A 17,605-nucleotide genomic window follows, 5' to 3' on the forward strand; every position below is an offset into this window, starting at 1 on the left:
AGAGAATCCTACGTTATTCGGGCGTCTAATTCAATATGAACAGAGCTAGATTATCATTATAAATCAATATCTTGTATCGGTATAATAAGGTGTTGGCATTCCACATTCTAACAAGGCTTTTCCTACCTCTGTAAAATCTGCTCCTGGTTTCTTCCACGCTGTCACCTCTCCTAGAGGAGGTTTGTTAAATTGACATCCGGCTATACTGAACAAAGTTACAGCGCTTAATAATTTTAGAGTTTGTTTCATTTGTTCCTCCTTAAAAGGACTTGTACTCGATTGGATGAGCCGTAAATATACCGACATGCTTGGCCCGCATCTCCAAGACAGGTATGGGAACTTATGGGATTTGTAGCCACTCTCAATCATTCTTTCCAAACGTTACTACCAGCAGGTATTGTCTCGTAGGTATACACCAATAATTCTGCTTACAAAGTCATATCTATTCCCATCAAAGCCAATAGTAGTTTGTTTGCCATCACTCACATAACCTAACAGACCAGATGCAACTAAAACATTAAAGGCTGGTCTATAGAAATTGATATTCGTGTTGTCGGCTATCCCGTGCATACCTTCTTGTTTGAAAGAATTCAGCATATTAAAGTCTGTCAAACTGCCACAACTATGGGCATCAATATGCAATCCTGTATTGCCATAAAGATACATTGTATCCTGAAATTTCTTGGTTGAATTGGTCAATCAAAAAAAGTTTACTTTCCAGAAGCTTCTGAAAAATCGCTATCCCTATTTCCACTTCCCAGTCTTTAGCTTGTGGGAAGTATGTAAAATAAAGGGGACCATGATCATTGTCAGCAAATTGGACAGCATAACACGCAGCATCATCGGATGTGTTAAAAATGCCATTTTAGAACATACGCCTGTTGCCATCAGAACCAACTTGTAAATGCTTGCTGCTCATCTTCAGCTTTTAAAAAGTGATACAGAGTAATATATTCTCCATCACTGTCTTTATATAGGTTCTCCATTTTCATCAGTTAAATAGAGGACATTGCCATTTTCATCATGCTCAACCTCACCTACTGGATGCTCTTTGACATTTGTCATTTCGCGCACTTTGTCCCAGTATCCAAGACCTTCATCCGATAAATCATTGATCATGTCTAAGCGATTATGAACGATGCCCTCAAGCAATATGGCATCTATCGGTGCGACAGCCCTGGTGGACTGCTGCGGTGTTGTGGTTGAGAGAGAGAGCCAATGATTTGTCCAGCATCTTGCCCCATCGCCCTCTGTCCAGTTGTATCAGTGAGGATGATGGTGCACCGCCGATAGAGGATTTGTATATCCTTCCGCTCCATTATGGGCTTTGCCGTGACTTAAAGCATTTTTGGCAATGTTTTTTATCGTGTCATTCCCAGAAATGCTAAACCCTTGGCTGCTAGCTTGAGCATGCGCACTGTTGCTGATATCACTGGTACTAATGCTTCCTGTGGTCAGGCTGTTTTTATCTGCCGGCGCGGTGCTGGCAATGATGCCTCCGGTCAGCGTTGTTTTATCTTTAACGTTGATCTTAAAGCCGCCATCACCCGCTTTGATGCCTGATTGTTCCACAACACTATGATAATCACTAGAGGATTTATCCTTTTGGAAAGAGGCGCTCATAGAGCCCCCACCCATTTACTAAGGAAATTAAATGTGTGTAACATCAAAAATATCATCATACAGCCTGCTAAAGATGAGAGCTTTATTTTTTTACCATTGGCTATGAAAGAAAATCCTCTGAGGACTATCTCAATCAACTGATCAAAAATAATATTAAACTTTTGTGTGATGTTCGTAAAAATTCAATAAGTAGAAACCTCGGATTTTCGAAAAGACAATTAGAGAAAGCTGTAAGCAACATTGATATTGAATATATGCATATGCCTGAACTTGGAATTGCTTCTGAAAAACGAAGAAATTTGAAAACACAAAAAGATTATGACCGCCTTTTTGAAGATTATCAAAATACAACTCTCAAGAATAATTCTTGTGCAATAAACAAATTATATCAAATTTTTTTAAAAAAGCGCGTTGCAATCACCTGTTTTGAAGCCAATGTATACATGTGTCATAGAGGACAACTCGCATTAGCTCTCACTCAATTGTCTGATTGGAAATATGAAATTAAGCACATTTTAAAAAATAAACTTACAAACTTTTTACATATGGGGGGCATTTACAACCTCTAGCCCTCTCCCCATTCCTAACAACTTTTAAATAATGCATGATTCACGCTACGGGTGGATTGTACGCAAATCAAGGAAATAAACCATGGAAAATAAATATAAACTGACTGATGAAATAACTGAGGTTGATGGAAAAACTCTTCACCGAATTCGTGCTTTAAGGGATTTTGATGCTGTTAAAGCAGGTGATCTTGGCGGGCTTTATACAAAAAAAAGACAACCTAAGTCATGATGGTAATTGCTGGGTAGGTGATGATGCAAAAGTCTATGGTTATGCCAAGGTTTTTGGTGATGCTTATATTGATAACATTTCTGATATTTATGAAAACGCATGTGTTTTTGCCAATGCACAAGTTTCCGGTGCTACATTTATTAGTGGAAAAGCTAAAATTTATAGAAATGCTAAAATTTATGACAGTCCTTTGATTTCCATCAGAGCAAATATACACTGGCTATTAAATAAGTGCAAAATGGCATCTCCAAGAAAATAACCAGACTTACAAAAGGCTCTTTCAATTGGTTATTGCATCAGTATTTACAAAGCATGCAATGGCATAATCAATCAGAATCTACTCAAAAAGTTAAATATCGAATTCTGAATAATGTTTCTAAACATATTGCTGATCGTGCATATAAAAGTATAGAAAGACACCATATCCTTGACGCCGTAGACAGAAGGCGACATACTCTCGCAGCAGCAAAACATTTTTTGACCTCTTTAAACGGTCTCTTTAATTAGGCGGTTGATAATGCCCTTTTAAATAAAAATCCTGCCTTTAATATAAAAGCACCAAAATCTCTTAACAACGAGGAATTACTGCCTTGGCTAGAATAGGACATAGACAAATATTATCACCGTTGGTCACATGGTACACATGAACGCATCTGGATTAACCTTCTTCTTTATACGGGCTTGTTTTACCAGAACTAGAGGCAACCCTTAAAATTGGTCCCATAGGTGATGAAACATTCATTTGTGGTAAAGATGGAAATAAGCTTATCAAAGAAAGTTTTGGCAACCTCTTTCGTGAAGCATGTAATGCGGCGGGTATTAAAAAATCAGCGCACGGATTGCAAAAATTAGCAGCAAAACATACTGCCAATGCTGGTGCTACGGTTTCACAAATGAAAGCGCTTTTTGGTTGAACCGAAGATAAAATGGCATCCCTTGATATAAAGAGTGCAGACCGTAAAAACTTTCCCTTGAAGCAATCAAAAAGCTCCAAAAAAGTTAGCCTCACAAAGCACCGCTTAACAAACTAAATTGCTATCAAAATTATTAACGAAATCAAAGCGGCGTTTGAGATGTATCAGAAACCAGAGGAGAAATAGGTGGTTGTGCCTGTTGCATTGTTTGCCATAAATTATAGTTTGTTTGCATATCCAACCAAAATTTTGCTTTACTAAAACCAGCTAATTCTAATTTAACAGCAAGCTCGGTACTTATAGAAGCATGTCCGTTAATCACTCTTGATAAAGAAGCTCTTGTCATATGGACATGATCAGCTAATTTTTGTATTGTTATCCCCATTTCTTCTAAGAAAGCTACTTTCAGAACTTTACCCGGATGTGCGGGGTTGTGCATCATTTTTTTTCATTCCTTTCTTCAATGGTAATCTTGATAATCAACAAGCTCCACATCTGTTCCTATAAAGCGAAAAGTAGCACGCCAATTTCCATTCACCCATATAGAACAGTACTCTATAAGTTCACCTTTAAGATGGTGCATTTTAAAGGCAGGCTCTCTCAATATTTCAAGCGTAGTAGCACTTGTTAAAACCGTTAAGATAACGCGAATTTTTTTACATGATCTGGTCAAATAGCTTTTGTGGAACCTGTTGTACAAAATAATTTTAAGCCCTTATGTTTAAAACTCACAATTGCCATTACCACCCCTTGTCGTATATCATCGCTATACGGTTAATAACAAATAAGAGTTAAGCCCATGTTAGAAATATCTGATTCTATATCTGGAAAAAATAGATAGGAATAAGTGATAAAAAAGCTTCAAAAAGGTTAGGGATAGACACTCAAAAAACATAATAGAATCAATGATTATAAAACCCCTTACTCTTGTAATAAGTAACTGATTTTAATTACCTTTTTTACACTCTTTTAGTGGTGCAAAACTATAACGATGTAACCCTATAACTGGTCCATATTTATCAAGAGCTGTACGATGCGCTAGCGTTGCATAACCTACATGCTTCTCTAAACCATACCCTTTATAAACTTGTCCTGCACATTCCATCATCCGATCACGCGTTACTTTCGCAATAATAGATGCGGCTGCAATTGAAACTGAACGCTGATCGCCCTTAATCAACGCCATTGCAGAACAGGACAACTCAGAAGGAATATCACGCCCATCAACAAGGACATAGTGGGCTGGAATGGCTAATCCTATAATACAGCGACGCATTGCTTCTAAAGTTGCTTTTCTAATATTAGATTGATCAATTGTACGAGCACAAAGACTGGCGACTGAAACCGCTAATGCACTTTGCAAAATTTCATGATAAAGTCTATTTCGTTGGAAAAAAGAAAGTTTTTTTGAATCATTTAACCCATTAGGAATACGATCTCTATCCAAGATAACGGCTGCTGTTACCACAGGTCCCGCGAGAGGCCCCCGTCCTACTTCATCAACACCTGCTATATGAAAAAAACCCTGTTTTTGCAAATCCAATTCGCACGAAAAATTTGGTTGAAGCGGCAAATTAAACATCTTTGATAAATCACACATACAACAAACATACATCTATTTCTGTAGCCTGATCATTTTTTGCAAGCATTACAGTTTTAAATGGCTCTTCAAATATTCTGCGAACTCTTACACAAAAGATAAAAAGCACATTTCTTTGGTTCCCCTCTTTCATTATGTATAATAAAATCATGATGAAATAAAAGCTTTTATATTTATTTATCAAATATTTCCTAAAGTCATGATAGGTTTTACAAACCAATTTGGGTGCATTGATTTGATAAAAAGAGCTGCTTGTTGCGCCGTTTGTTTATTTTTAAAAATGCCAAAGCAAGTTGCTCCCGTTCCAGACATACGGGAAAAAAGAGCTCCACATTCATCTAATATAGATAACACTTCAGCTAACTGAGGTGCTATTTTTAATGCAGGAGAAAAAAGATCATTACGCGTTTCTTGTAAAGCTTTAACCAATGAATCAACACTTTTTAAAGCGTCTGTATTAATTTTTAAAGAAGGATTATGACGCTTCTCTAACGCTTTAAAAACAGTTGGTGTTGAAATCTCTTGTCCATGATTAACCAATACTATTGCAAGAGAACAGGCTCCTTTTATTTGTATCATCTCTTGACCAATTCCTTTGACCAAAAGCGGCTGCTGATATTCTAATGCACAAAGGCACATGGGAACATCAGCACCAAGAACTAAGCTCTTTTTTGCTAATTCTTCGTAAGGGCAATCAAGATTCCACTGTTGACGCAACATGCTGATAACCCCAGCTGCATCACCTGAGCCGCCACCAATGCCTGAAGCAACAGGTAATGTTTTTACAAGCCGAAAAAAAGCAGGTTGAGCACATTCCGGAAAAGTCTTATGCATAAAGTCCCGTGCGCGAATAACCAAATTGTCTAAATGAGAAACAAGTCCTTTTGCAAACGGCCCCGTCAAAACAAACTGATTATTTTCACAAGGTGCATAGTGTAGACAATCACCGCTAAGACTAAAATAAACCAAACTTTCTATTAAATGATACCCATCAGCACGTTGCCCCACAACATGTAGAGCTAAATTCAATTTAATAGGTGTAAATAAATAGGAATGTCTTTGGAACGAAGCTTGTACATTTGGCATCATATGACGTAATATTAACCTGTATAGGGTTCTTTTACAAATTCCCCCCTTTTATCCACACTTTTAGCACTAGCACTATAAACAGCTTGGAATATTCTTAATCGTTTTCTAAAAAACAATAAATATAAAGAGTTCTCATACAAAACAAACGACATGTTCTCATTCGTATCATTTCAAGCCTTTTTTCTTCTAGCATCTGTTTTTAGATAAAAATCTCTCTGGCTTGAATGATCCTTTCCATCACAAACCATAACGCTGCCAAAGTGCTCGCTCTTCTGCTGCCATCAATGCACTATCAATGACTGTATAAACCGTATGTGCCGTCACTCCTGAAGGCGTTTTAGGTCCTAAAAAACTTTTTGGAGGCGTAATAAGTCGAAGTTTTGCATCATTACCAAAGCGCTCTTTAATAACAGAACGTACATCATTCAATCCATCAACAAGACCAAGCTCAACGCTTTGTTTTCCACTCCAAAACATTCCTGTAAAGAGATTCGAATCATCTGATAATTTTTCAGCACGCCGTTCTTTAACCAAATCGATAAAAGTTTGATGCACTTCAAGTTGGAGAGATTTCAAATGCTCAATATCCGCCTTTTTTTCTGGCTGAAATGGATCTAATGTAACTTTGTTCTTTCCTGCTGTGTAGACACGCCGTTCGATACCAATTTTTTTCAAAAGTTCCGGAAAACCAAAGGAAGCTGAAACCACTCCAATGGAACCAACAATTGAAGAAGGATCTGCAAAAATTTCATCCCCCGCACAAGCAATCATATAACCACCGGATGCTGCAATATCTTCAATAAACACAAGAACCTTTTTATTTTTTTCTTCTGCCAAATCACGAATACGCTTGAAGATAAAACGCGACTGTACAGGTGAACCACCAGGAGAATTAATAATAAGTGCAACAGCCGGTGACTTTTTGTGTCCGAAAGCCTTCTCTAAAAGATTTGCACACCTACTGAGGGAAAGAGTACGAGATATAGACGCTGATGAATCCATAATTGCTCCTTGAAGGCGCACCACAGGAATTTCAAGTTTATCGGAAGAAAAACGGCGTGGAATAAAACTTTTAATAAAATCCATCAAAACAAAATCTCCTTATAAATTAAGAACAATTAAATAGGAAAGGACAACAAAAAGGAAGAACGCGATAATATCCAAAAGCGCCAATCAATCCCCACATTACAAGCAGAAATATAACTTCACCCAAAGTCAAACCTCCCTAATAACAAAGTTTGGACTCTAAATAATAAACTAAAAAACACAAGATACTATTAGAAAAGTTCCCACAAGCTTATATATCCATTATTAATTGCATCAACCCGTGGTGAAAAAGTATGGTCATTACCTTCATGTATAACCAATGCCGGCAAAACAGATAAAGCTGCTCTGCTTCCTCGTTTTGCGTAAAATAAAAGACGAATTGCTGCTGTTTTCGCACGTGCATGCACAGGAATTATACAAATACCACCAAAACGCCCTTCTAAAGCACGCAAGATATCTGTCAGCGATTGTGGACGCGCAATGAGCCCTAAGTATCCACCTGGCTTAACAATGGCTGCTGCACTCCGCAACCAGTTATCAAACATCGCTTCAGACATAACATGTGCTTCAGATTTTTGTTTATCAGGTGTCTTACGATCGGTGGGATTATTAAAAGGTGGATTCATAATCGCAAAATCAAAGCTATTATCTATCAAACCTGCTCTTATACGGGCATTCCCTTTGAAGGTAACATCTGCTTCTAGCAAACAAATTCGGCTAGCAAATTGTTTATTTTGTTTTAGCATAAGCGTTTTTTGAGCGTAAGATACCATAAAAGCTGAACGTTCAACTAAGGTAACATGAACTTTCAGACAACGCGAAGCAACAGCCAACCCTGCAGCTCCAGCACCTGCCCCTAAATCAACAACCTTGCCCTTTAAATCACTTGGAACCAAACTAGCTAATAACATCGCATCCATTCCAGAACGATGACCATATTTATGGGGTTGAACCAAATAAAATTTTCCGCGGTGAAAACTGTCAATTGTTTCACCAATTTGATTCGCTGCTTTATTCATTTAAAAGCCTAATGTTCATCTTTATAAACTGCATTTTTGCCATTCAGCTGCTATTTTAAATTTTTTATTATTTCATAACAATAAGATTACACTCGCTAAAGAACATTTCTTGCCAATAACATTCCAAGCTAACACTTTTAAACGACATCAAAAGCTTGAGTAAAAACCAAACCCCCTTTATGCTAATGAATAAAGTAATTTTTATATATGTCCATTGCAATACTCTAGGAGTAAACACATTGAGTGCAGCTATCAAACTAAAACAAATAAGAAATAATCAAATTTCTCTTCAATCTCTTGTCAATCTTACTCAAAAAGATATGGATTGCGTAAATCAATTTATTCTCTCTATGGCAAAATCAGAGGTTGAGATGATCCCTGAAATTTCTAACCATCTTATTTCATCAGGTGGAAAGCGATTACGCCCAATGATTACGCTCGCTTCTGCTCATATGTTCGGTTATCAAAGTGACGGGCATATAAAACTCGCAACAGCTGTTGAATTTATGCATACAGCAACATTACTACACGATGATGTGATTGACGAAAGTAATTTACGACGTGGAAAATCTACAGCACGGATGATTTGGGGGAATCAAGCAAGTGTACTTGTTGGTGATTTCCTATTGGGCCAGGCCTTTAAAATGATGGTCGATGTCGGTTCCATAGAAGCGCTCTCTGTCCTAGCCAACGCTGCTGCAATTATTGCTGAAGGAGAAGTTATGCAACTTTCTGCCGCAAAAAATATAAAAACCAGCCCTTCAGAATATCTCAAAATCATCAATGCAAAAACAGCAGCACTTTTTTCAGCAGCCGCTGAAGTAGGACCCATTATTGCTGGCTATGGAAATAAAGAGCGTTCTTCATTACGTGAATATGGAACATCCTTAGGTTTAGCTTTCCAATTAATTGATGATGCACTTGACTATAGCGGTAGTGCTCAAAACTTAGGAAAAAATATAGGGGATGATTTTAGAGAAGGAAAAATCACAATGCCTGTTATTCTCGCATATGAGCGTGGGAATATGGTAGAAAAAGATTTCTGGAAAAAAGCGCTTGAAGATGGCAATAATAATGATGAATCCTTTGCACACGCGCAACACTTAATGGAAAAGTATGATAGTATCACAGATACAATAGAACAAGCACGCATCTATGGAAAATATGCAATTGATGCTCTTGTTCCCATGAATGAAAATCTTGCTTACAATGCTCTCGTTGAGACTGTTGAATTTTGTATTTCACGCGTAAACTGAATTCTTTGCAAGAATCGCAGTATTTCTCAACAAAGTAATGAGATATGATTTATAAACAACACCATCAATTGATTATCTTGAAAAGGATTAGCTCCATGTGCTCTGCAACGGTATCTCGACTTTTTGCCCTTTTTATCGTGGGTATCATGCTGATGCCATCCCCCACCTACAGTAAAATAAGTGCAGCAACTCATACAAGCTCATTTACAGGTGCTTATTTAGCTGGAAGGGTTGCAAATCATGAAAATAAAACAGAACTTGCTATCAATTATTTTAAACAAGCACTGGTTTATCAACCTGATAACATTGAAACACAAAAAGAGCTCCTTGAAGCTATGCTCTCGGTCGGAAACTTTAAAGAAGCTGTCCAACAAGCCCAAAAACTCAAAGAGAACGATGTTATAACTCCCTTTGTTTCCTTAACTTTGTCAGTAGAAAGTCTCATCAAAAAAGACTATAAGAATGCCAAGACTCTTCTCCAATTAAAAGAACTTCCTACGTCCAATAATCCAATACCTGAACTCATCGGCGCTTGGATTACATTTGGATCTGGACAAAAATCTCAAGCAATCGCTGATCTTAAGAAACTCAAAGGTCCTGTCTGGTATGACCTTTTTATATCTTATCATCTAGCACTTATGAGCGACCTTGCAGAACGGCCAAAGGATGCAAAAAAATATTTCATTAAAGCACTGAGTAACAAACAGGGAACTCTTATCGCTCCTAATACTTATGAGCGTATTATCATAGCCTATGCCTCATTCCAATTGCGCCATAGTATGCGCAACCAAGCTCTTCAAACAATCCAGCATGGCGAACAAATGTTGTCAGGTCGCGAAGTCCTTAAAAACTTTCGAGAAAAAATTGAAAAAAATGCTTTCTTAGAGAGAGTTATTAAAACACCTCAACAAGGAGCAGCCGAGGTATTATATAATTTTGGAACAGCCCTCAACTACAAAAACTCAGGGCGAATTGCACGTATTTTTAAGCAATTATCTTTCGCATTATACCCTCAAAATGACGCAACACTGTTTCAGCTCGCACACATTTCTGCTAAATTGAACGATCCACATCAAGCAATTAAACTTTATCGCGCTTTATCCCCTAAATCTCCTTATTATAAAGATGGACAACTTCATCTTGCATTCCTTCTTGCCAATAACAACAATTACAAAGAAGCAATAAAATTACTCACATTGTTAAATAAAAAATTTCCCAATGATCGTAATATTTTGATAACGCTCGTTGCTTTTTATATGCAGGACAATAAATTTCTTGAGGCCATTAAAACTCTAGACTACGCTATTACAAAGATAAAAAACTTTCAGCAGGACGATTGGAAACTCTTTTATCAACGTGGTATTGCTTTTGAACGTTTAAAGCAATGGCCAAAAGCAGAAATTGACTTGCGAAAATCACTTGAATTTTTCCCAAACCAACCGCAAGTTCTTAATTATTTAGCCTATTCCCTTGTGGAACGTGGTGAGAAGCTTGAAGAATCGCTCCGTATGCTGCAAAAAGCTTCTGCTTTGCAAGCTCACAACAGTCATATTCTCGATTCTTTAGGATGGGCTTATTATAAACTAAAAGAATATAATAAAGCAGTGCAAATATTAGAAAATGCTGTCAGATTACAACCTGAGGACCCAACACTGAATGATCATTTAGGGGATGCCTATTGGAAAGTTGGACGTAAACGTGAAGCAATCTTTCAATGGAACCACGCAATTGACGGAAAACCAGAAAATTCTGAACAAATTCAAGAAAAGTTGAAATTTGGTTTGCAATAAATGATGCTTAACCATAAACCACATGAAATAATAAATAGAGAAACTAAAATTACTTTGGTTTTTTGTTTAGTCCAATATAAAGAGTATAAAGCGTGAAACTGCCTGAACATCTTAACCCCAAACGTTCTTTTCAGGGACTAATCTTAACTTTGCAAAATTATTGGGCACACTATGGATGTGCAATTTTGCAACCTTACGATATGGAAGTCGGAGCTGGGACTTTTCATCCAGCAACAACATTACGCTCTCTAGGTCCACGCCCTTGGAAAGTTGCTTATGTCCAACCCTCTCGACGTCCAACAGATGGCCGATATGGTAAGAATCCAAATCGTTTACAACACTATTATCAATTCCAAGTGCTTCTCAAACCCTCTCCGCTCAATCTACAAGAACTTTATATAAAGTCGCTACAAGCTATCGGGCTTGATACAAAACTGCATGATATTCGCTTTGTTGAAGATGATTGGGAAAGTCCCACTCTTGGTGCTTGGGGGCTCGGATGGGAATGTTGGTGCGATGGAATGGAAGTCTCTCAATTTACTTATTTTCAACAAGTGTGCGGCATTGAATGCGCTCCAGTTTCAGGGGAACTCACATACGGTCTTGAGCGTCTAGCGATGTATATCCAAGGGGTTGATAACGTCTATGACCTTAACTTTAATGGTTTGGAGGGAGAAAACAAAATAAGTTATAGAGATATTTTTTTACAGGCAGAACAAGAATACTCATATTATAATTTTGAATTTGCTGATACAAAACTGCTCCATCAGCACTTTATCGATGCAGAACGCGAATGCAGCGCACTTCTTGATGCTGGAAAACCAAATAAAGAAAATGTATTCCATCGCTGTGTTTTTCCTGCCTATGATCAATGTATTAAAGCGAGCCATATCTTTAACCTTTTGCAAGCACGTGGCGTTATTTCTGTAACCGAACGACAAAATTACATTCTTCGCGTTCGTAATCTCGCGCGCCGTTGTGGGGAAGCCTTCTTACTCACAGAAGCTGGACAAATATACACTGGAGAAGCCTAATGTCTGATCTTCTTCTTGAACTTTTCAGTGAAGAAATCCCCGCACGTATGCAACGAAAAGCTGCTGCTGATCTTAAAAAATCTGTTACAGATCAACTTGTGAATGCTGGATTGATCTATGAAGCTGCTCGTGAATATTGGACACCTCGTCGGCTAACATTGGACATACGCGGACTTTCCACACGCTCAAAAGATATCCATGAAGAACGCAAAGGTCCCAGTATAAAATCACCACAGCATGTAATTGATGGTTTTCTACGTGCAACAGGATTAAACGATATTTCTGAAGCGCATATTGGACATGATGATAAAAAAGGTCATTTTTATATTGCTAAAATTGTTAAAAAAGGTCGAGCAGCAGAAGAAATTATTGCCGATATTTTACCGGATATTATCCGCAACTTTCCGTGGCCGAAATCTATGCGTTGGGGAAAAGATTCAGCACAAAGTGGTACTTTGAAGTGGATTCGACCTTTACAAAACATTCTTTGTATTTTCGGACCAGAAATTGGTGAAACACATGTTATTCCATTTACAATTGGTTCTCTTAAAAGCAATAATTTAACTTATGGTCATCGTTTCTTAAGTGATGGAAAGCCATTTCAAGTGCGCCGCTTTGATGATTATGTTACTCAACTTGAAACTCATAAAGTCATTCTGGATGCCGAGAGACGAAAGAATATTATTTTAGCTGATGCCCAAAATCTCTGCTTTGCAAACGGTTTAGAACTGGTTCAAGATAATCCTCTCCTAGAAGAAGTTGCTGGTCTTGTTGAATGGCCTGTTATCCTGATGGGTGATTTTGAAAAATCATTCCTTGATATTCCTCCAGAAATTATTCGCTTGACCATTCGAGCCAATCAAAAATGTTTTGTCACCCGTAAACAAGGAGAAAACGTAAAACTTTCTCATCATTTTATTCTCGTTTCTAATATTCTTGCAAATGATGAAGGCAAAGAAATTTCGAAAGGAAATAGTAAGGTTGTCCGTGCCCGTCTTTCCGATGCACTTCATTTTTGGCAAACTGATCAGCGTGATTTGCCTGATCTTCAACAATTGGAATCTTCTATAAAAAAATTTGAACTTGATATAAAAAAACCTCTCGATCAAAGAATGGCGCGACTTGATCATTTGAATGTAACTTTTCATGCTAAATTGGGTACGCAAGGTGCAAGGGTAGAACGCATTGCTACACTCGCAAAAGAAATTGCCCCTTTGATACAAACAGATCCTCTTTTAGCAAAACGTGCAGCCATCCTTGCAAAAGCTGATTTGCAAACAGAAATTGTCGGAGAATTTCCTGAACTACAAGGTGTTATGGGGAAAAAATACGCCCTTCTTCAAGGGGAAGATCCTCACGTAGCTGTAGCAATCGAAGACCATTATAAACCTCAAGGACCAACAGATCGTCTTCCACAAGAACCACTTGCTATAACCGTTATGCTCGCCGACAAAATTGACATGCTCGTTGGCTTTTGGCTCATTAATGAAAAACCAACGGGCTCAAAAGATCCCTATGCGTTAAGACGAGCAGCATTGGGAATTATTAGGCTTGTACTTTCGCGAGATTGGAAAATCAATCTTATGCCACTGTTTCAGTTAGCAACGAATCTTTTCTTACAACAAAAAAATAAACATGAAATCTCTCAAAGAGAAAATTCACAATTGCAGAATCTGCTTCCAGAAAAAACAGAATATATTTTATCAGATCTGTTATTCTTTTTTCATGACCGTTTGAAAATCTATCTAAAAGAGGAAGGCGCTCGTTACGATGCCCTTGAAGCCGTTTTAAATAAAGATTCTGATGATTTTTTATTGGTTGCACGTCGTGTCGAATCGCTTATCGCTTTTATCAATACCCATGATGGAATGAACTTTGTAGCCTCTGTAAAACGTACTGCCAATATTCTTGAAAATGAATTTCAAAAAAGCACAACAATAGCGAATGAAATTAATCCTGAGCTCTTTATCGAGAAAGAAGAAAAGCAGCTCTATCATGCAATCTGTGAAGTAGAAAGAAAGGTTCTTGCTCCCATCAATGCAACAAATTTATCATTTGCACTCAGTGTGCTAGCGCCACTTGGAAAATTGATTGATATATTTTTTGAAAAAGTATTGGTGAATGATAAAAAACCTGATGTTCGTGCTAACCGTCTTGCTCTTCTCAAACGCACTCACATTGTTACACAATCGGTTGCAGACTTCTCAAAACTTGTCATTTAAAATCAAAGAGCCTATTAACTGGTAAAAACAATGAAGATAAATTTTTCTTTTTTATGACTTTTATTAATTAATACTGAGAAAATTATGCAACCAAAGAGAGTGTCTCTTTATCTCTCAAATATCATTAATTAAGATATGTTTTCATTTTGATAAACGATTCTTTCTCAAGAGACTCTTTAATAAGTTCATCTGCCTTGTTAGAATCTATTTCCCTTGCAATAAGGGTACGTGCTGTAGAAATTGCCAAATCAATAGCCGATGAAGAAACCATGCGTATTGCATCCGCTTCTGCTTGAGCGATTTTTTGTTCTGCCAATTTATTACGGTTTTTTACATATTCTTCTGCTTTTGCACGGGCCTCAGCAATAATAGATTCAACTTCATGCTTTGCTGCTGCAACAATTTCTTGCGCATCTTTTTCTGCTTCTGCATGTTTGCGTTGATATTCAGCTAATATTTCCTGTGCCTCTTCACGAAGACGCAGAGCCTCATCCAGTTCATCTTTGATACGCTTTGCACGCGCATCAAGATGGTGTATAATCCTTTGTGGAATTTGGAAATAGACTAAAAGAGCCAAAAAAAGAACTAACCCAACAAATGCCCAAAAAGTATCAGTCATCTTTGTCTTCCTCAATAATCCGCAGTTTTAACAACTGAACGAACAGCCTCTTTGCTAATATCAACGTCAATCAATTTTTTCACAATTTCAAGAGCTACTTCTTCAGCGATAGAACCAACATTTTGCATCGCTTTATCCCGAATTTTTGCTATCTGTTTTTCAGCATCTGCGAGTTTTTTCTCTAAACTCTCTTCAATTTCTTTCCGTTCAAGCTCTGCCTTTTCTTTTAATTCTTCACTAGCTACCTGCGCTATAGCCTGCGCATTCAAACGCGCTTCTGCTAATTTCCGCTCATAAGTTTCAACGACAATGTCTGCTTCCTGCTTCATGCGCATTGCCTGATCTAAATCAGATGCGATTCGATCTCGCCGTGTTTCAATAACACCACCAATACGTGGTACAATTACACGAGAGATAAAAAGATAAAAAAGACCGAAAGAAATTGCCAACCAGAAAAAATGCGAACCAAAATGCACAAAATCAAAAGGCGGAAACACACGATTTGCATGCTCTGCCACCTTTTTAATATGTTCTATCGACGTTTCAGTGTTCTGTGCATAAGCGCTTGAAACAAACATCTTCCTTCATCCTTTAAATAGCTTATTAAAGCCCTCTATAACCGATGATAACTGACTGACATCTCTCTGGCATCTCTCTGGTTAAGAGCTAAAAGGGTAAATCTTTCCTCATGCAAGAACAGATATACCCTTTTGATGATGATCAAACCCCAAAAAGAAGTAATAAAGCAATGAGCAATGAAAAAATTCCCAAAGCTTCTGTTACAGCAAAACCAAAGACGAGACGTCCAAACTGACTATCTGCTGCTGATGGATTTCGTAATGCACCAGAAAGATAGCTACCAAAAATATTACCAAGTCCTAAAGCTGTTCCAGCCATACCAAAGCAAGCAAGACCAGCGCCAATATATTTTGCTGCAAGCACCATTTCCATGTTATTCTCCTTTAAAGCGAAATTGCATTATTCGACGGAATAACCGCCAGTTTTATTAATGTCCTGGATGAATTGCATCATTAAGATACATACAAGTTAAAACCGTAAAGACGTAAGCCTGAAGGAATGCGACCAAAAACTCAAGTGCAGTAATTGCTACAGTCATAATAAGCGGTAAAACCGAACCACCCACACCTACGAGTCCTACCCCAATCATTGAAACAACAAACCCAGAAAACACTTTAAGCGTAATATGACCAGCAAGCATATTCGCAAAAAGACGAAGAGAAAGACTAATTGGACGGGAGAGAAAAGAAATAACCTCAATCATTGTCACCAGAGGCAAAACCACAACAGGAACTCCACTGGGAACGAACAGTTTCAAAAAACTGACCCCATGCTTATAAAAGCCATAACCAATCACCGTCAAAATCACCACCATTGCTAACGAAAACGTGATCATGATTTGAGATGTAACCGTATAAAAATAAGGAAAGAGACCAATAAAGTTAGCAACTAAAATAAAAGTAAACAGAGAAAAAACTAAAGGAAAAAACTGCATCCCCTGCACACCAGATGATTCCCGCAGAGTCGATGCTACAAATTCATATGCCATTTCCGAAAGAGACTGCATCCGCGTTGGAACCAATCCACGACTCGATGACGAAATGAAGAGAAAAATAGAAGTTACAACAACCGTAAGGACTGTAAACAATGATACATTTGTAAACGATAAATCCATATTTCCTATGGAAATCTTAATCAGCCTTGAAACCTCAAACTGATGAATAGGATCTGGAGCGTGCGTTGTCACTTCAACCTCATTTATCGGACCTCTCATTGGCCCCTTTATCTTGTTTTTGGCGCAATGCGCCTTTTTTTCCTAATTGACTGGAGGAAACATACCCCACAGACCGAAGAATACTCAATACACCAGCAGCAAACCCAAAGAAGAGAAAAAATACTAATCCCCAAGGCCATGAACCTGCTAACTTATCAAACCCCAACCCCAAAACAATACCAACTATAACACTTGCCAGAAACTCACTGGAAAGCTTAATTGCGCCTGCCATCCTTCCTTGTGATTTTTCCCGCTTATTCTTATGCTCCCGCTTCTTTAATGCTTGCTTGCGCACTAAAGCTACGCTTAAATTCCTACTACGACATTCCAAATCCTCTGAATGAAGACACTCTCCTTGCTTTTCCTCTTCAGCCTCCTTACGGCTCATAACGGGTTTCTCGCCCATCGCCATCATTGGCTCCTTAATTAAAAAGCAACGTAAGAATACATTTCATAAAACCGTGTGCATCATATTGTTCCCGAATTTATTCGTCAAGATACTAAAAGAAATCTATCACAAGTTATCGTATAAATTTTATTGCAGAAATAACGTATTTTTCAATTTACATGCTTTCTTAAAAAGATATTCTGAGCACCTAAACCGATTTCACGACAGCACCCGTGAATGTATAACAAAAGTTCCCGTGAATAATATAAAACTCATAGAACAACCATTTTTACGCTTAACGAAAGGTGTCAACTGATACCATCTTATTTTCCGGTTCCCAATGTTATATCAATCCTAGTTTTGAAAGAGAACATAGAAAGCTAAAAAACAGTATGAGAGCGTTAGTTTACACCT

General features: G+C 37.8%; 21 protein-coding genes and 2 pseudogenes. 8 read left to right on the forward strand and 15 right to left on the reverse strand.

Translation table 11 applies throughout. The annotated features are described in order from the left end of the window. Positions 1-63: 63 nt before the first annotated feature. From ACFILH_RS02240 to ACFILH_RS02255, 4 genes are all read right to left on the reverse strand, one after another. On the reverse strand, positions 64-249 hold the full coding sequence (locus tag ACFILH_RS02240; RefSeq protein ID WP_375667311.1) for a hypothetical protein: 186 nt from the start codon (positions 247-249) through the stop codon (positions 64-66). 135 nt (positions 250-384) lie between these two features. Next, a complete protein-coding gene (locus ACFILH_RS02245) occupies positions 385-699 on the reverse strand; it encodes a hypothetical protein (RefSeq protein ID WP_375637509.1) in 315 nt (104 codons plus the stop codon). Between the two features lie 270 nt (positions 700-969). Next, positions 970-1,152 carry a hypothetical protein gene (locus ACFILH_RS02250; RefSeq protein ID WP_273790410.1) on the reverse strand — a complete coding sequence of 61 codons (183 nt, stop codon included), beginning with the start codon at positions 1,150-1,152 and terminating at the stop codon, positions 970-972. A 111-nt stretch (positions 1,153-1,263) separates the two neighbouring features. Continuing rightward, positions 1,264-1,623, reverse strand: coding sequence for a hypothetical protein (locus ACFILH_RS02255; RefSeq protein WP_375631024.1), 360 nt, complete (start codon positions 1,621-1,623; stop codon positions 1,264-1,266). 161 nt (positions 1,624-1,784) lie between these two features. Here ACFILH_RS02255 and ACFILH_RS02260 point away from each other — a divergent pair, with 161 nt between their 5' ends. The 4 genes and pseudogenes from ACFILH_RS02260 to ACFILH_RS02275 all read left to right on the forward strand — a co-directional run. Beyond that, positions 1,785-2,192, forward strand: a complete 408-nt coding sequence (locus tag ACFILH_RS02260; RefSeq protein WP_375631023.1) for a DUF488 family protein — start codon at positions 1,785-1,787, stop codon at positions 2,190-2,192. An 82-nt stretch (positions 2,193-2,274) separates the two neighbouring features. Next, positions 2,275-2,421 carry a hypothetical protein gene (locus tag ACFILH_RS02265; protein ID WP_375637510.1) on the forward strand — a complete coding sequence of 49 codons (147 nt, stop codon included), beginning with the start codon at positions 2,275-2,277 and terminating at the stop codon, positions 2,419-2,421. Then, the gene (locus tag ACFILH_RS02270) at positions 2,381-2,680 is read left to right on the forward strand and encodes a hypothetical protein (RefSeq protein WP_375637538.1); all 300 of its coding nucleotides are present in this window, start codon (positions 2,381-2,383) and stop codon (positions 2,678-2,680) included. The genes ACFILH_RS02265 and ACFILH_RS02270 overlap by 41 nt, the downstream gene beginning before the upstream one ends. Continuing rightward, positions 2,632-3,424 (forward strand): annotated as a pseudogene (locus ACFILH_RS02275) (integrase); the annotation flags it as partial. The gene ACFILH_RS02270 and the pseudogene ACFILH_RS02275, both read left to right, overlap by 49 nt. A gap of 53 nt (positions 3,425-3,477) precedes the next feature. Here the strand turns inward: ACFILH_RS02275 and ACFILH_RS02280 are convergent. From ACFILH_RS02280 to ACFILH_RS02305, 6 genes and pseudogenes are all read right to left on the reverse strand, one after another. Continuing rightward, complete coding sequence (locus tag ACFILH_RS02280) at positions 3,478-3,777, reverse strand: HigA family addiction module antitoxin (RefSeq protein WP_273790446.1); 300 nt, start codon at positions 3,775-3,777, stop codon at positions 3,478-3,480. Between the two features lie 18 nt (positions 3,778-3,795). Beyond that, positions 3,796-4,076 (reverse strand): annotated as a pseudogene (locus ACFILH_RS02285) (type II toxin-antitoxin system RelE/ParE family toxin). A 205-nt stretch (positions 4,077-4,281) separates the two neighbouring features. After that, a complete protein-coding gene (locus ACFILH_RS02290; protein ID WP_375631022.1) occupies positions 4,282-4,950 on the reverse strand; it encodes a ribonuclease HII in 669 nt (222 codons plus the stop codon). 165 nt (positions 4,951-5,115) lie between these two features. Continuing rightward, positions 5,116-6,024, reverse strand: a complete 909-nt coding sequence (locus tag ACFILH_RS02295; protein WP_273790406.1) for a 4-(cytidine 5'-diphospho)-2-C-methyl-D-erythritol kinase — start codon at positions 6,022-6,024, stop codon at positions 5,116-5,118. 237 nt (positions 6,025-6,261) lie between these two features. Further along, the gene (locus tag ACFILH_RS02300) at positions 6,262-7,110 is read right to left on the reverse strand and encodes a S49 family peptidase (RefSeq protein WP_273790405.1); all 849 of its coding nucleotides are present in this window, start codon (positions 7,108-7,110) and stop codon (positions 6,262-6,264) included. A gap of 191 nt (positions 7,111-7,301) precedes the next feature. Then, on the reverse strand, positions 7,302-8,090 hold the full coding sequence (locus tag ACFILH_RS02305) for a tRNA1(Val) (adenine(37)-N6)-methyltransferase (protein WP_375631021.1): 789 nt from the start codon (positions 8,088-8,090) through the stop codon (positions 7,302-7,304). A gap of 179 nt (positions 8,091-8,269) precedes the next feature. On the opposite strand from ACFILH_RS02305, the gene ACFILH_RS02310 reads away from it, so the two are divergent. The 4 genes from ACFILH_RS02310 (at position 8,270) to glyS (ending at position 14,392) form a co-directional block, all read left to right on the forward strand. After that, complete coding sequence (locus ACFILH_RS02310; protein WP_375631020.1) at positions 8,270-9,346, forward strand: polyprenyl synthetase family protein; 1,077 nt, start codon at positions 8,270-8,272, stop codon at positions 9,344-9,346. A gap of 95 nt (positions 9,347-9,441) precedes the next feature. Continuing rightward, the gene (locus ACFILH_RS02315) at positions 9,442-11,136 is read left to right on the forward strand and encodes a tetratricopeptide repeat protein (protein WP_273790402.1); all 1,695 of its coding nucleotides are present in this window, start codon (positions 9,442-9,444) and stop codon (positions 11,134-11,136) included. 92 nt (positions 11,137-11,228) lie between these two features. Continuing rightward, the gene (locus tag ACFILH_RS02320) at positions 11,229-12,170 is read left to right on the forward strand and encodes a glycine--tRNA ligase subunit alpha (protein WP_375606430.1); all 942 of its coding nucleotides are present in this window, start codon (positions 11,229-11,231) and stop codon (positions 12,168-12,170) included. Beyond that, a complete protein-coding gene (gene glyS / locus ACFILH_RS02325; protein WP_375667297.1) occupies positions 12,170-14,392 on the forward strand; it encodes a glycine--tRNA ligase subunit beta in 2,223 nt (740 codons plus the stop codon). Before ACFILH_RS02320 ends, glyS begins: the two co-directional genes overlap by 1 nt. A 124-nt stretch (positions 14,393-14,516) precedes the next feature. On the opposite strand, the gene ACFILH_RS02330 is transcribed toward glyS, so the two are convergent. The 5 genes from ACFILH_RS02330 to ACFILH_RS02350 form a co-directional block, all read right to left on the reverse strand. Then, positions 14,517-15,011: a F0F1 ATP synthase subunit B gene (locus tag ACFILH_RS02330; RefSeq protein WP_375667299.1), complete on the reverse strand. Its 495-nt coding sequence runs from the start codon at positions 15,009-15,011 to the stop codon at positions 14,517-14,519. Between the two features lie 11 nt (positions 15,012-15,022). Then, positions 15,023-15,589, reverse strand: a complete 567-nt coding sequence (locus ACFILH_RS02335) for a F0F1 ATP synthase subunit B (protein WP_273790398.1) — start codon at positions 15,587-15,589, stop codon at positions 15,023-15,025. A gap of 142 nt (positions 15,590-15,731) precedes the next feature. Continuing rightward, entirely contained in the window at positions 15,732-15,962 is a 231-nt protein-coding gene (locus ACFILH_RS02340) for a F0F1 ATP synthase subunit C (RefSeq protein WP_005773968.1), read from the reverse strand. Between the two features lie 55 nt (positions 15,963-16,017). Beyond that, positions 16,018-16,776 carry a F0F1 ATP synthase subunit A gene (locus ACFILH_RS02345; RefSeq protein WP_273790444.1) on the reverse strand — a complete coding sequence of 253 codons (759 nt, stop codon included), beginning with the start codon at positions 16,774-16,776 and terminating at the stop codon, positions 16,018-16,020. Between the two features lie 7 nt (positions 16,777-16,783). Next, positions 16,784-17,215, reverse strand: coding sequence for an AtpZ/AtpI family protein (locus ACFILH_RS02350; protein ID WP_375631017.1), 432 nt, complete (start codon positions 17,213-17,215; stop codon positions 16,784-16,786). Positions 17,216-17,605 lie beyond the last annotated feature (390 nt).

The sequence above is a fragment of the Bartonella sp. CL435QHHD genome (genome assembly GCF_042195095.1).
In the GTDB taxonomy this organism is placed as follows: domain Bacteria; phylum Pseudomonadota; class Alphaproteobacteria; order Rhizobiales; family Rhizobiaceae; genus Bartonella.

Bases quoted from the DNA above. Each gene is read 5' to 3' on its own strand.
- glyS (WP_375667297.1), top strand. From the start codon at position 12,170: ATGTCTGATCTTCTTCTTGAACTTTTCAGTGAAGAAATCCCCGCACGT.
- ACFILH_RS02350 (WP_375631017.1), bottom strand. From the start codon at position 17,215: ATGGCGATGGGCGAGAAACCCGTTATGAGCCGTAAGGAGGCTGAAGAG.
- ACFILH_RS02300 (WP_273790405.1), bottom strand. From the start codon at position 7,110: ATGGATTTTATTAAAAGTTTTATTCCACGCCGTTTTTCTTCCGATAAA.
- ACFILH_RS02255 (WP_375631024.1), bottom strand. From the start codon at position 1,623: ATGAGCGCCTCTTTCCAAAAGGATAAATCCTCTAGTGATTATCATAGT.
- ACFILH_RS02290 (WP_375631022.1), bottom strand. From the start codon at position 4,950: ATGTATGTTTGTTGTATGTGTGATTTATCAAAGATGTTTAATTTGCCG.
- ACFILH_RS02330 (WP_375667299.1), bottom strand. From the start codon at position 15,011: ATGACTGATACTTTTTGGGCATTTGTTGGGTTAGTTCTTTTTTTGGCT.
- ACFILH_RS02305 (WP_375631021.1), bottom strand. From the start codon at position 8,090: ATGAATAAAGCAGCGAATCAAATTGGTGAAACAATTGACAGTTTTCAC.
- ACFILH_RS02340 (WP_005773968.1), bottom strand. From the start codon at position 15,962: ATGGAAATGGTGCTTGCAGCAAAATATATTGGCGCTGGTCTTGCTTGC.
- ACFILH_RS02310 (WP_375631020.1), top strand. From the start codon at position 8,270: ATGCTAATGAATAAAGTAATTTTTATATATGTCCATTGCAATACTCTA.
- ACFILH_RS02280 (WP_273790446.1), bottom strand. From the start codon at position 3,777: ATGATGCACAACCCCGCACATCCGGGTAAAGTTCTGAAAGTAGCTTTC.
- ACFILH_RS02335 (WP_273790398.1), bottom strand. From the start codon at position 15,589: ATGTTTGTTTCAAGCGCTTATGCACAGAACACTGAAACGTCGATAGAA.
- ACFILH_RS02240 (WP_375667311.1), bottom strand. From the start codon at position 249: ATGAAACAAACTCTAAAATTATTAAGCGCTGTAACTTTGTTCAGTATA.
- ACFILH_RS02315 (WP_273790402.1), top strand. From the start codon at position 9,442: ATGTGCTCTGCAACGGTATCTCGACTTTTTGCCCTTTTTATCGTGGGT.
- ACFILH_RS02295 (WP_273790406.1), bottom strand. From the start codon at position 6,024: ATGATGCCAAATGTACAAGCTTCGTTCCAAAGACATTCCTATTTATTT.
- ACFILH_RS02265 (WP_375637510.1), top strand. From the start codon at position 2,275: ATGGAAAATAAATATAAACTGACTGATGAAATAACTGAGGTTGATGGA.